The following is a 12,509-nucleotide window of genomic DNA, read 5'->3' as shown; positions in this document are numbered from 1 at the left end:
GTGAGTCACTGTTCGAGTCCATGTCGATCCGGGAGAACTTCGCACTCCCGACCCTGGGGGAGGACCGTCGCTGCGGGTTGCTGGACACCCGCAGCATCGCCAGGCGGTTCGATGCGTTCGCTCGGTCCTTGTCACTGCGCTTCGGCGCCGCGCAGGATGCAATTTCAACCCTGTCCGGCGGCAACCAGCAGAAGGTGCTGCTGGCCCGCTGGCTTGCCACGGACCCCAGGGTCCTGCTGCTTAACGACCCCACGCGAGGGGTCGACATCGGGACCAAGCGGGAGATCTACGCAATCCTGGACCGGCTCAGTGCCGAAGGCATGAGCGTCGTGGTCCTCTCCAGCGAGGTCGACGAACTCGTCGACCTCGCAGACCGCGTCCTGGTTTTCCGCGACCAATCAGTGTTTGCCGAGATCCCCCATTCCRAGCTTTCCACCGAGTCCATCGTCGCCGCATACTTCGGCCAGAAATCAGAGGTGCATACATGAACCGCGTCCTCYMCCTGTTCCAGCGCTGGCCTTTCGCCTTTGCCTTGCTGCTCGCACTGGTGCTGCTGGTGTTGAACCTGATCGTCTCACCGTCCTTCCTCTCCCCCGCGCGTCTCCCCGGCACCCTGGCAACGCTGGCGCCGTTCGTGCTGGTGGGATTCGCCTCCACGCCCTCGATCCTCGCCGGTGGCATTGACATTTCTGTCGGTCCCCTGGCCACCTTCGTCAACTGCCTGTTCGTCGCCATCCTCATTCCCGCGGGGCTGGGCAACTGGCATCTCGCGGCACCCATCATCCTGGCGGTGGCCGCCGGAATCGGAGCCCTGAACGGAATCCTGGTCGCCGTCGTGCGCCTGCATCCGGTGGTCGCAACCACCGGGATGCTGTTCCTGCTCGTTGGCCTGTCGCTGACCATCGCCCAGAATCCGGTGGCCGCCCCGAATAATTGGACGGAGGTCTTCGCCGGGGGCATCGGCATCGTCCCGGGCGCTGTCCTGACCATCGGCGTCGCCGGGCTGATTTGGTTCGCCCTGCGCCGCACGGCCTTCGTCAGCAATCTMCTCGCGACCGGCGAGAGTGATGTTTCAGCCTACGGTTCCGGCGTGAACATCAAGGCAATCMGGATCCTGGCCTATACCCTCGGCGGCCTGTTCGCCGGAATCGCGGGAATCGCCCTGACGGCTATCGTGCAGTCATCGCAGTCTTCGCTCGCCTCCACCTATGCCCTGCTGGGGCTCGCCGCGGCCGTGCTGGGCGGAACGAGCCTGGCCGGCGGCCGCGGCGGGCTGTTGGGTGCCCTCTTCGGGGCGGTCTCCATCTATCTGCTGCAACAGTTGCTCACGGCCTCGGGCGTGGCACCCAGCCTCATCCAATTTGCCTACGGCGCCGTCCTCGTCGTTGGCGTCGTGCTGGGCGCGACGCTGCTGGCCCCCCGCTTGAAGAGGAACGCATCATGAGCAGTGACACCCTGTCCCCCGCACCAAAAACCCAGGCACCGGCGGTCCAGCCCAGGCCCTGGACCAGGTTCAGGGCCTGGGTCTTCGAGGTACCGGCCCTGCAGGTCCTTGTCGTGCTGGCCCTGGCGGCCTGGCTGGTGATCACCATACCGGCAATCGCAAACCCCAGGTCAATCACCTCGATACTGGTCATCACGTCCCTGCTGGCCCTGGCAGCCATGGGCCAGACGCTTGTGGTGATCCTGGGCGGGCTCGACCTGGCGGCGCCGGGTTACATCCTTTTCGGTACATTCATGGCGGCGAACGTCGCGGGTAAGCTCGGGGTCCCTGCGGTCGTAGCCMTGCTGATCACAGTCGTGGTCTGCGGCGGCGTCGGAGCCCTGATCGGCTGGATCTGCCACCGCTTCGCGGTCCAGCCACTGGTCGTCACGCTGGGCACCGGCGCGGCCATCACGGGCGCGACCCTGTTCCTCGCCGACGGTGACTATTCCTCCGCCCCGCCGGAGGCGCTGCGTTCCCTGGCCAGCCTAAGGGGGACCACCCTTGKCCTGCCATTCCCCCCGATCATCCTGATCGTGCTTCTCTGCGGGGTGGGAATGTGGCTTTTCCTCAATCGCACCGCGGCGGGACGTCGCTTCTACGCGACGGGAATCAATTTCCGGGCCGCTCAATTGGCAAGAGTCMGGACCGCTTCCGTGTGGACCATGGTCTTTGCAGCCTCCGGAGCCCTGGCCGGGGTTGCCGGCATCTTCATCGCATCCTTCGGCGCGGGATCGTCGCAAACCATCGGGGAACCCTACCTGTTCTCCGGCCTGGCCGCGGTCCTCGTCGGCKGCTCGATCTTCGGCTCGATTCGCGGCAGCTACACCCGGACGCTGCTGGGCGCACTCACTCTCACCCTCTTGTCAACGATCATCGTCAGCAATGGGCTGACGGAAGCCCAGAGCCGCATCGTCTTTGGCGTCATCATCCTTGCTGTGGTGTCGCTCTACGGTCGGGAACGCCACGTCCGAGACAGGTTCTGAGGCCTGGTCCGGTTTCCGCTACTTTCGCCGTTCCATTGCGACACGCGCTCATCACGATACGATACGCGCCGAGTCGAATGTCAATTTTGGATGAATCATTTCATCCCGGTCCAACTGAAAACCAAGGAGAATAAATGTCCCCCGAGACAGCAACCGTCGCCGAAGTGCTTTCCAGCCCCTGGAAAATCGACGGCCTGACAATCAAGAACCGCTTTGTGCTCAGTCCGATGGCCGTACTTCAGCCGACGAAGGACGGCCATCCCAGCGATCAGACCATCGCGTTCCTCACTACGCGGGCACGCGGCGGCGCAGGGCTGCTGATCATCGGTGGAGGCGTGGCCACCGAGCGCGGGAACCAAGAGGCACCGTTCCAGCCCCTGATGCGTTTCGACCGGGACGAGTTCATTCCCGGTCTGCGGCGCATGGTCGATGCCGTGCACGAGCACGATGTACCCATCTTCGCCCAGATCTTCCCGAGCTTCGGCGCCAKGGGCGTGCCGGGCGAGGGCCGGCCCACTAGGGCCGCGAGCCCGAAGCCCGTCCGCATGGCCGCACCCCGCCTGCCGCACGGTTTCTACATTCCCGGCGGCCGAACGAACCCGACGCCGGAGGAGATCACCAAGGAGGAAATCCTCGAGGTCCAGGAGCAGGCCGTCGCCGCAGTGCGGCGTGCCAAGGCGGCCGGCTTCGACGGCATCGAGCTGGGCGCACACATGCGCTACCTCTATTCCTCCTTCCTCTCACCGCGCACCAACTGGAGGACGGACGAATACGGCGGCAGCGCCGAAAACCGCGCCCGCATCCTCACGGACACGATTCGGGCGATCCGGGCCGAAGTCGGAACAKACTATCCGGTGGGCCTCAGGATGAGCACCAACGACCACCTTCCCGATGGCCAGGGACCCGAAGGGTTCGCCGAAATTGCAGCGATCATTGAAAAGGAAGGCGTGGGATATATCGCCCTGAGCGATGCKAACTACGAGTCGATGGACAACAACGTCACCTCCCACTCAGGCGCCATTTTGGAGCACGGAGAGCCGCAGGCATTCCGGGCCGCCATGCCCCAGGTCCCATTGCTTCTCAGCAGCACCTATGACCCGCAACAGTRTGCAGATGCCATCACCGCCGGGTTCGCAGACGGAATCATGCTGGCCCGGCAGATGCTGGCCGATCCGGAATTCCCTAACAAGGTCCTMCAGGGACGACAGGGTCAAATTGTGTGGTGCGACCACGACAACTCATGCCTGCGCCGCCTGATCTTCAACGTTCCGGTCCGGTGCCACAAGAACCCGGCCATGGGACGCGAAGCGGTCCTTGCGGGGGGCAAGGAACCTGTATCGGTAAAGMTCAAGCGCCCGGTCCAGGGCCTGCTGATTGCCGCGACCGGGTCACCGGTCCTCATGGGCATCGCCGACAAGCTGGCGACCGCCGGCCCGAAGGCATCCAAGAGCTGACACCTGCGCCGCGCCGGGCCCCACCCGTGGCGGGGGCCGGCGCGGCAACCTTGGTACAAATACACGTGTGCCCGGACTCCGACCTGGAGCCCGGGCACACGCGTATGCCTTGCCGCCCCAAACCGGCAGCTGTTTGAGAAGCCTCAGTCCGCCGGGCGCAGGGCCCTGCCTGTTCCGCGGTAGATGGCGACAGTCCGCTCCCCCGCCCGCACCACAACATCCACAATCATCCGGCGGCCTTCGTGGAAGGTCACTTCAGCGGAGGCGACCAGCTCCTCCGAGATGCGGGCCGGGGAAATATAGGAGATGGAAGCCTCGGCGGTCGCGATTCCGGCGCCAAACGTGTTTGCGGCCATGGCGAACGCTGTGTCTGCCAGCGCGAAGACCAATCCACCGTGGGCGATCCCGTGTCCGTTCGCCATACCGGGTGTGATCCTGAGGACTGCCGTGGCACGGCCTTCGCTGGCGCGCAGCACCTGGATGCCGAGGCCTTCCAGGCTCCGGTCGGCGGCCAGCATCGAGCGGGCCGGGTCGGCAATGATCGATGACTGGTTCACGACAGCCTTTCCACTACCATCGCCATGCCCTGGCCGCCGCCCACGCAGAGCGTCGCCAGGCCGAGCGATCCGTCCTTGGTTTGCAGTCCGTTGATGAGCGTTCCGACCAGCCGCACGCCGGTCGCACCGAAGGGGTGKCCCAAGGCGATCGCCCCGCCAAACGGGTTGACCCGCTCGGGATCTGCGCCCAGCTTCCGCACCACGGGAACCACTTGGKCGGCAAAGGCCTCGTTCAGCTCGACGATGTCGATGTCACCCATCGACAGGCCCAAGCGATCCAGCAGGCGGCGGGATGCGTCCACCGGACCCAGTCCCATGATTTCCGGCGAGAGGCCGCTTGCGGCACTGCCCAGGATGCGGGCCAGCGGCTTCAACCCCAATTCGCCCGCGCGCCGGGCGCTCATCACCACCAAGGCTGACGCGCCGTCGTTGAGCGGGCTGGCGTTGCCCGCGGTGACGGTTCCGGACTCGTGGAACACCGGTTTGAGGCTCGAGAGGGCCTCCAGGGTGGTGCCCGGACGCGGGCCGTCATCGGCGCGCACCACCGTGCCGGCAGCCGTGGCCACCGGCACGATCTCGCGCGCGAAGTACCCGGACACCATCGCCCGTTCCGCGCGGAACTGGGACACCAGAGCCCATTCGTCCTKGTCGCGGCGCGTGGTGCCGGTTTGACGGGCCACGAACTCGGCGGTCTTGCCCATAGAGAGGTACACATCGGGCAGCTCCCCGTGATCCCGGGGGTCGGCCCACGGCTGGCCGGATTCGAAGATGMCATCGGCACGCCGTGCCGCGTCCGCGAAGGCGGGGTGGGGTGATTCAACCACGGGCGGTGTCGAGGTGGTCGATTCGACGCCCGCAACCAGGAACGCGTCCCCGTCGCCAGCCCGAACAGCCTGGGCCGCCATCGCGGYGGCCTGCAACGAGGACGCGCAGAAACGGTTCACAGTAACCGCGGGGACGCTGTCCATCCCTGCAAGAACCATGATGCGGCGACCAATGTTGTCGCCCTGCGCGCCCTGCGGTACCGCGCACCCCACGTAGGCGTCCGCAAACTCGGCGGAGTCAACCTGCGGAACTGCCGAGAGCACTCCCCGGATGGCTGCCAGCGCGAGGTCTTCGGGGCGCTCCCCGGCCAGCGATCCCTTGCGGGCACGGCCGATCGGTGTCCTGCGATAGGCGACGACGACCGCGTCATTCGGCGCGATGGCGGTTTTCACGATGATGTTTCCTCTCAGTGTGGACGGCTTCCCTAACGGGCTGGCTCCACGGGCAGGGACAGATCAGGGTCAGACTCCTACATCTAACGTTAAATCCAATATATACGAACCGTATCGTATTACACAGGGCCAAAGCCTCCCAGGCCCACACCGGACACATGGAAGGGAAATTAGGGAGGCAAAGGGCGCCACGAGCATGTCGCAAAGAGGCCACGGTGGTCGCAGGCGATGACAGAGCGTCGCCGCCTACCGGACCGCCGCCGAAAACTTCTTGCGCACCCTCAAATAGGTGCACGCCACTCAACGCGGGCGCCGGGCTGCGCCACGGCTAAAGCCAGCACCGGCATGCTATTCGCCCAACATGCCGCGGCAACCCAAGGTTATAGGGTCAATTCTTCAGTCACGGAGCCGATCGGGCCCATGGGCCCGGACGGAACACAAGTAATACTTGGGGCCGCTACCCTGCAGCAAGCCCTTCAAGTGCCGTCTGCATGATGGCATCGGTGGCTTTGGCGTCGAGGGGGCCCGATTGGAACAACAGGCGGAAGTACACGGGGGCATAGAGCAGCTCCGTGACGAGCTGGGCGTCGAGATTTTTGCGCATCGACCCCTCGTTTATGGCCCGTTCAACCAGGGATGTAACGACCAGCGCGCGCGGAGTCCAGAAATGTTTCTTGAATTCAGCCATCGCTGCCTCGTCGCCCTGGCACTCACCGATGAGTTGCGCCACGAGCCGCCCCTCATTGCCCGCGTAGACCTCCGCAAGTGAGGCCATGTGCTCACGAAGCGCGTCGATCGCAGGGACATCCTGGCGCACCGGAGTACGCGCGACATGGTTGTCCAGGAATGTATCGATAACCAYGGCAACCTTGCTCGACCACCACCTGTAGATAGTGGTCTTGCTGACTCCGGCCTCACGGGCAATGCGCTCGATCGAGAGCTTTTGCACCGTAAATCCGTCAGGCCCCGCATCTTCGAGCAACTTCATGGTTGCTTCCAAAATGGCCCGACGGCTTTCTTCGCTTCTGATTGCCATGGGTCAACCATACGTGCTTAGCCATCCAATACGAAACGTACACGATTAGGTGTGCGCGATTCGCCACTCCGGGTATCGCAAGGTACCCGCGCATATATTTGCATCGAATTGTGACGCGCCTTACACTCAGTACGAAACGGATCGAATCATCTAGGAGGTGCCGTGACTCCTTCCTTTGCCACGGAGGTAGTGGAATCCGGAGATTCAGCCCAGGCCAGGGGCTTGGCGGTGAGCTCGGTTGTCGCGGGCTGTCGGGGCCTCCAATCGCCGGCAGCATCGGCGTCGCCCGGAATCGACCCGGCGCCCACGAATMCGATCCAGCCCGGGGCCCACGGCAACGCCCGCCCTCCCCTGCTCGGCATGTGCTTGGCTGCACCGCAGATCTATCACGGAACCTCATCCGAGGTGGACCGATGACTTCCGTACTCGATACCCGGTCGGTTCCTCCGGCCGAGCGCCGGGACTACTGGTCGGCGGGAATCGCCGAACGCTTCTTCCCGATGCACGTCGAATCGGTCGGAGCGCCCACCTTCGACGCCCGTTTGGCCGGTGGCCAGGTCGGACCGGTCGGGGTCCGGTCCATCCAAGGACTTGCGCACCGGGTGGCACGCACGCAGCGGATGGTCGCGACCGCCGATCCCGAGTGCATCTTGCTGTATCTAATGGCCAGGGGCACGATCCATATCGAACAGGACGATCGCAGCTGTGCTCTTCGCCCCGGTGATATTGCGTGCCACGATACGTCGCGGCCTTCCACCTTTGAGGGCCGGGAGGGTTTCGAGGTGCTCGTATTCAGCATTCCCAAATGGTTCATCGGGGCGCAGGCCGAGGGCATCGCCCGGCGTTCCGCGACGAGGGTGGATTCGGGTCAGGGACGGCTCACTGGGCCGGGAACCCCGTTCCTCGTCCAGCTCGCTCGAACCACAACGAGCGGCGGCGGGCTCTTGAGCCCTGACGGGGAAGGCGCTGCAGAGATGCTGCTGCCCTTGCTTCGCAGCATGTACGGMGCGCAGGAGACTTCCGATCCGCGCTCCCGACCTGAGACACTGTTCGCTCGGATGCAGCGGTACGTGATGGACCACCTGCATGACCCGGAACTCGGGCCAKAGCGGATCGCGCAGGCCCACTACGTGTCCACGCGCTACGTCCACAAGCTCTTTGCAGCCTCCGGCACCGGAGTGTCGGCCTGGATCCGCGAACGCCGATTCGAGGGTGCCGTGAGCGAGTTGCGGCGGTCCCCGGAAATGACGATCGCGACGGTCGCGACGAGGTGGGGATACCGCCATCCGGCAAGCTTCAGCAGAGCCTTTCGCGAGGTCCACGGCTGTGCCCCGCGGGATGCCAGGCATCTGCCGGAGCCTGCCGGGAAGACCCCGCCCGTTTGTTAAGGCGGAGCCTTCCCGGCACCTGCCCATTGGGCAGGGCGGGGGCTCCCCGAAGATGCGCCATCACGCCTGCGGGAAACCGGCCTCCCGCATGCGGGTGCCCCAGATCCCGGACTTGCCCGGAGCGATGATCCCGTTCGGGTCGAGCGTGTCCTTGATCGTCTCGTTGAAGCGCCGCAGTGCGTGGTCGTTGAAGCCGAACTGGTCGGCCGCGAGATCCATGAAGGACAAGTGCGCCCGGTATTCGCCGTAGCCGCGCTTGCCCGCCTCGGCGACCATGCGCTTGGCCAGGGCGTACGCCTTGGCGACCTGCTCCGGGTTCTTGGTGTCGAAGGGGATCACGTTGATGAACGTGGTCGACCTGGCGTTGATCGGGAGCATGCCACCGAGGAAATCAAGGCCCACCTCGGCGCACATCTCGGCCATCAGTTTCTGCGCGGCGATCGCGTGCTGGGCCGTGAGCGGGATGACCGGCGAGAAGTCGACGTGGCCGCCCTCCTCGCCGCCGGACCAGCCGGCCATCTTGTAGAGGTCCTGGCTCGGTACGCCGATCTGCACCCGCTCGTGCGGGTTGGGCAGCGTCTCCCACGCATCTGCCCCGTGCTTCTGGCCCATAAGATCCACGCTCGGGATCTGCAGGAAGCGCGCCTTGAGCTTCGCGAAGTTGTGGTCGACCACCGGTTCGTCGCCGTAGAGCGCAAAGCGCATCATCCACMGGCCCAGTCCCATCTCCTTGGCGATCTTGTCGATGATCTCCTCCGGCATCGGGCCCTCACCGGTGTACCACTCTGCACGGGTGGTGAGCATCGAGGCCATGCACAGGGTGTTCGACAGCTGCGGGCGCATGTCGATAGTGCCGGCCAGCATGAGCTCGCGCAGCGCATCGACCACGGCGGGCATCTGCGCCTCATCCCAGACGCGCAGCCACAGCGGCATGTATACCTCTGGCTTCGGCATCAGCCAGTAGCCCATCTTCGTGACAATGMCGTAGTTCGACTGCATGAACATCTCGGTCGACGTCGGACCGAGACCGCGCTTGTACAGCGGCCAGGTCGGGTTGTTATCCATTGCACCCGAGCCGGTGCGCATGAGGTCGCCGTTCGGGAGCACCACCTCGAAGCCGCAATGTGAGGCTTGGTCGATCGAGTACGGCATGTAGGTCAGCCCGTGCTCGAGCGTGTTCGAGACGACGCCTCCCCAGCCGATGTCCACGATGGAGGCGACGAGGTTGTGTCCGCCAGCCTTGATCGCTTCGTGCAGGTCGTACCAGCTCACGCCGGGCTCCACGACCGCGTAGCCGAGCTCCTCGTTGATCTCCAGGACGCAGTTCATGTTCCGGAACGAGAGCATCACGGAGCCGCGTACCTGCGGCGCGGCTCCCCCGTAGCCGTTGTTCTTGCCGCGGCTAATGGGCCACAACGGGATGCGGTGCTCGTTGGCGATCCGAACGATCGCCTCGACGTCCTCGGTGCTCGTCGGGCTGACGACGGCGGAGGGGAGATTCGTGGCGGAGCCGGGAACCTGAAAGGGATCCTGGAAGTCCTGCAGGGACTCGGCATCGCTTGCGACATTGTCTTCGCCGATCGCGGCGGCGAACGCCGCGAGTGCCTTTTCGAGGTCKAACTGGATGACGCCGGGTGGGAGCGGGCGAGTCGACGTCTCGGGGGTGATACTCATCATTCATCATCTCCTTTGATGCGGTGTGTCGTGTGTAACACGTGCTGTTGATCCTGCGCCCTCTGGCGCCGGAGTGGGGAGATTGCGGACCCATGGTGCAGTCCGTGCACAGAAGTGTGCACGGACTGCACCATGGGGCCGCTCCGGACTCCGGCCCCTTCCTCGTTGTGGTTGCATGGGGCCCACTACATATGACGAGTTGAATGGAGAAGGACCCATGGCTGGTGGTCGTCTGGAAGGAAAAGTCGTTCTGTTGACAGGCATCGGGGGCGGAATGGGTCGGGTGACCGCCGTCCTGTTCGCCCGCGAGGGCGCCACGGTTGTCGGTTGTGACCTCGATGCCGACGGAGCAGCGGAGACGGTCCGCCTGGTGGAGGCCAACGGAGGCGCGATCGAATCAAGCGCCCCGTTGGACCTGGGCAACCGGGAAAACATCGATCRCTGGGTCGCCAGCGCGATCGAACGCCACGGCCGTATCGACGTGCTCTACAACAACGCCAGCATGCCGAAATTCGCGCCGTTCGCCGAGATGAGCGGCGAGGATTACCGGTTCACCATCCAGAACGAGCTGGACCTGGTGTGGCATGCCTGCCAAAGCGCCTGGCCGCACCTGGCCGCCGTCGGCGGTGCGATCGTGAACATCGGTTCGGGCGCCGGGATMCAGGGTGCCCGGGCCCTGCCGCAGGCCGCCCATGCTGCTGCGAAAGGGGCCGTCATCGCTCTGACTCGGCAGCTCGCCGCCGAGGGTGTCGCCGTCGGCGTTCGCGTCAATTGCGTAAGTCCTGGTGTCATGGCGACTCCGCCGGTACTCGCGATGTTCGAGGAATTCGGCGAGAACGCACCGGTCGCCCCGATCATCGAGCGCACGATTGACGGCAAGCCCGGGGAACCACTCGCCGTCGCGTATGCAGGCCTCTACCTCGCCTCCGAGGAGGCGAAATGGGTCACGGGATCCCACCTGGTCGTAGACGGCGGAGCCAGCGCGATGATGTAGGTCCGAGCGAGACCGGCCTTTGCCTCTCTGGTGATTCCGTTGACTACATCGATGGAAGAAACTCCGGCATATCGCCTTCGGAGACTCTGTTGACTCCGGCCAAGAGGATCGTCGAAAACTTCACCCCCGAATGCTGGAGGCATGGACGTGGCTCGTTCCTCGGTCCCCGAAAAGTCAGAACTGAATTTTCCAACTCTCTGGGAAGGAAATCAACATCTGGTGGCATGACGACCCGGACCACCTCACGGTTACGACCGGAGCCCGAATCGGCTCGTACTGCCAGCCTCAATGGACGCAGGGATTCACCATGGACGAGGCTGGATTTCTCCTTATAGAGTCGCCGCTCAAAATCGGCGGGTTGCGATACGAACCCGCTGCAGGCCTGGGCTCGGCAGGCTTCCTGCAGTTGGGAGATGACCGTGCGGAACTCGCCGGCCCCGCCCTCCGGGGGAAGACACGGATACCGGGAACCTCCCCTGACCGGGCGCGCTCTACGAGATCACTTCTGGCGCCTCCGCATGCTCGGATCCGGGGAAGCCCCACCCCGAAAGGACCAGGTGAATGCGGTTGGCATATAGCGCAACACGACATTTCGGTGGCCACTGGTAACTACCCCAGGCAGTGAATAATGCCGGGACGCCATGAAGCCGGCGGCCCGGCGCCCGGMCGCTTACTCCCGGCCGGGCGCCGAGACGGTCGCCGGTGTGTGCTCGATGACAAGTGTGCTCCGCTGGCTTCCTGCTGCTACCAGGCGGGCATTACGTTCGTCATTGCCGGTTGCACGCCATTCGGCGATGGCGGTGTCCTTATCGAACCGCAGGTGCCGGGCGGTGAGCCGGCGCAGGCGTTCGCCCTGTTCGAGTTCCACGAACCAGGTTTCATCCAGGAGAGATGCGACCTCGTTCCATGGGGCCTCGTCGAACAGAAGGTAATTGCCTTCGGTGATGATCAGGCGTGTTTCCGGCGGGACGGCGATGGCCCCGGCGATCGCCTCGTTCACTTCGCGGCGGAACACCGGTGCGAAGATCTCCCGCGAGATATCTGAGCGCAGCCGGCGGAGCAACGCGACGTACCCGGCACAGTCGAAGGTGTCCGGAGCGCCCTTGCGGTGCTCAAGCCCGCGGGACACGAGCAGCGACTGCGCCAGGTGATATCCGTCCATAGGGACCAGGGCGACCTGCCGGGGATGGTTGGCGAGCAGGTGCTCCAGCAGCCATTCGGAGATGGTGGATTTTCCGGCACCGGGCGCCCCGGCAATTCCGAGCAGGCACCGTCCGCGCCGCTGGAGCAGCGCTTCAGCCCGGGCGAGGAGCTGCTGCCGGCCTGATTCGTCCCAGCGCAGGTATGGAGGGGTGTTCATCACTTCTCCTTTCCGGCCCCCGCCTGGACCAGGGCGGGAGGGTCGCCCGTGTTCTACGACATCACGTTTACATCGGCGTGGACAACGTCCACACAACCTTTACCGGACAAACGCCCGMCCACCTCTCCCCTGCCAACAAAAGGAACGAATCCACGACCAGAAAATCTCCCAGAAACTTCCCGCAGGTCATGTMATCACCCCAACTCCGGGACATGAATAGGTACAAGGCCAACCACGCCCGACACAAACGGCAAGAAAGGAGGCCCGAATGACCCCAAGTCGCAGCAAGTCATGCAGTTCCAAGCGCTCCCGGCCATGAAGGAGTACACAGCAACTCCGCTGTCCAGGTCACGACAAGGA

General features: G+C 64.6%; 11 protein-coding genes. 6 read left to right on the top strand and 5 right to left on the bottom strand.

Annotated elements, in window-relative coordinates:
* The 4 genes from AC1DBQ_RS16955 to AC1DBQ_RS16940 all read left to right on the top strand — a co-directional run.
* On the top strand, positions 1 to 488 hold a 488-nt coding region (locus AC1DBQ_RS16955; protein ID WP_476929621.1), incomplete at its 5' end, for an ATP-binding cassette domain-containing protein.
* Positions 485 to 1,444, top strand: a complete 960-nt coding sequence (locus AC1DBQ_RS16950) for an ABC transporter permease (protein WP_476929620.1) — start codon at positions 485 to 487, stop codon at positions 1,442 to 1,444. The genes AC1DBQ_RS16955 and AC1DBQ_RS16950, both read left to right, overlap by 4 nt.
* Positions 1,441 to 2,469, top strand: a complete 1,029-nt coding sequence (locus AC1DBQ_RS16945; RefSeq protein WP_476929619.1) for an ABC transporter permease — start codon at positions 1,441 to 1,443, stop codon at positions 2,467 to 2,469. The genes AC1DBQ_RS16950 and AC1DBQ_RS16945 overlap by 4 nt, the downstream gene beginning before the upstream one ends.
* A 134-nt stretch (positions 2,470 to 2,603) precedes the next feature.
* Positions 2,604 to 3,923 (top strand): NADH:flavin oxidoreductase, encoded by a 1,320-nt coding sequence (locus AC1DBQ_RS16940; protein ID WP_476929618.1) that lies wholly within the window; start codon positions 2,604 to 2,606, stop codon positions 3,921 to 3,923.
* Positions 3,924 to 4,066: 143 nt separating this feature from the next.
* On the opposite strand, the gene AC1DBQ_RS16935 is transcribed toward AC1DBQ_RS16940, so the two are convergent.
* The 3 genes from AC1DBQ_RS16935 to AC1DBQ_RS16925 all read right to left on the bottom strand — a co-directional run bounded on the left by AC1DBQ_RS16935 (position 4,067) and on the right by AC1DBQ_RS16925 (position 6,733).
* Positions 4,067 to 4,480 (bottom strand): PaaI family thioesterase, encoded by a 414-nt coding sequence (locus AC1DBQ_RS16935; protein ID WP_476929617.1) that lies wholly within the window; start codon positions 4,478 to 4,480, stop codon positions 4,067 to 4,069.
* Positions 4,477 to 5,697, bottom strand: coding sequence for an acetyl-CoA C-acyltransferase (locus AC1DBQ_RS16930; RefSeq protein ID WP_476929616.1), 1,221 nt, complete (start codon positions 5,695 to 5,697; stop codon positions 4,477 to 4,479). The genes AC1DBQ_RS16935 and AC1DBQ_RS16930 overlap by 4 nt, the downstream gene beginning before the upstream one ends.
* Positions 5,698 to 6,154: 457 nt before the next feature.
* A complete protein-coding gene (locus AC1DBQ_RS16925; RefSeq protein ID WP_476929615.1) occupies positions 6,155 to 6,733 on the bottom strand; it encodes a TetR/AcrR family transcriptional regulator in 579 nt (192 codons plus the stop codon).
* A gap of 413 nt (positions 6,734 to 7,146) precedes the next feature.
* Here AC1DBQ_RS16925 and AC1DBQ_RS16920 point away from each other — a divergent pair, with 413 nt between their 5' ends.
* Positions 7,147 to 8,121 (top strand): helix-turn-helix domain-containing protein, encoded by a 975-nt coding sequence (locus AC1DBQ_RS16920; RefSeq protein WP_476929614.1) that lies wholly within the window; start codon positions 7,147 to 7,149, stop codon positions 8,119 to 8,121.
* 60 nt (positions 8,122 to 8,181) lie between these two features.
* Here the strand turns inward: AC1DBQ_RS16920 and AC1DBQ_RS16915 are convergent, their stop codons facing one another.
* Positions 8,182 to 9,798 carry an FAD-binding oxidoreductase gene (locus AC1DBQ_RS16915; RefSeq protein WP_476929613.1) on the bottom strand — a complete coding sequence of 539 codons (1,617 nt, stop codon included), beginning with the start codon at positions 9,796 to 9,798 and terminating at the stop codon, positions 8,182 to 8,184.
* 250 nt (positions 9,799 to 10,048) lie between these two features.
* On the opposite strand from AC1DBQ_RS16915, the gene AC1DBQ_RS16910 reads away from it, so the two are divergent.
* Positions 10,049 to 10,789, top strand: coding sequence for an SDR family NAD(P)-dependent oxidoreductase (locus tag AC1DBQ_RS16910; protein WP_476929612.1), 741 nt, complete (start codon positions 10,049 to 10,051; stop codon positions 10,787 to 10,789).
* A gap of 670 nt (positions 10,790 to 11,459) precedes the next feature.
* Here the strand turns inward: AC1DBQ_RS16910 and AC1DBQ_RS16905 are convergent.
* Positions 11,460 to 12,149 (bottom strand): nucleoside/nucleotide kinase family protein, encoded by a 690-nt coding sequence (locus tag AC1DBQ_RS16905; RefSeq protein ID WP_476929611.1) that lies wholly within the window; start codon positions 12,147 to 12,149, stop codon positions 11,460 to 11,462.
* Positions 12,150 to 12,509: the final 360 nt, after the last annotated feature.

Source organism: Arthrobacter sp. 10T413_2, assembly GCF_056394205.1.
Note: the sequence above shows the minus strand (reverse complement) of the source record. Positions and strands in the feature narration are given on the sequence as shown.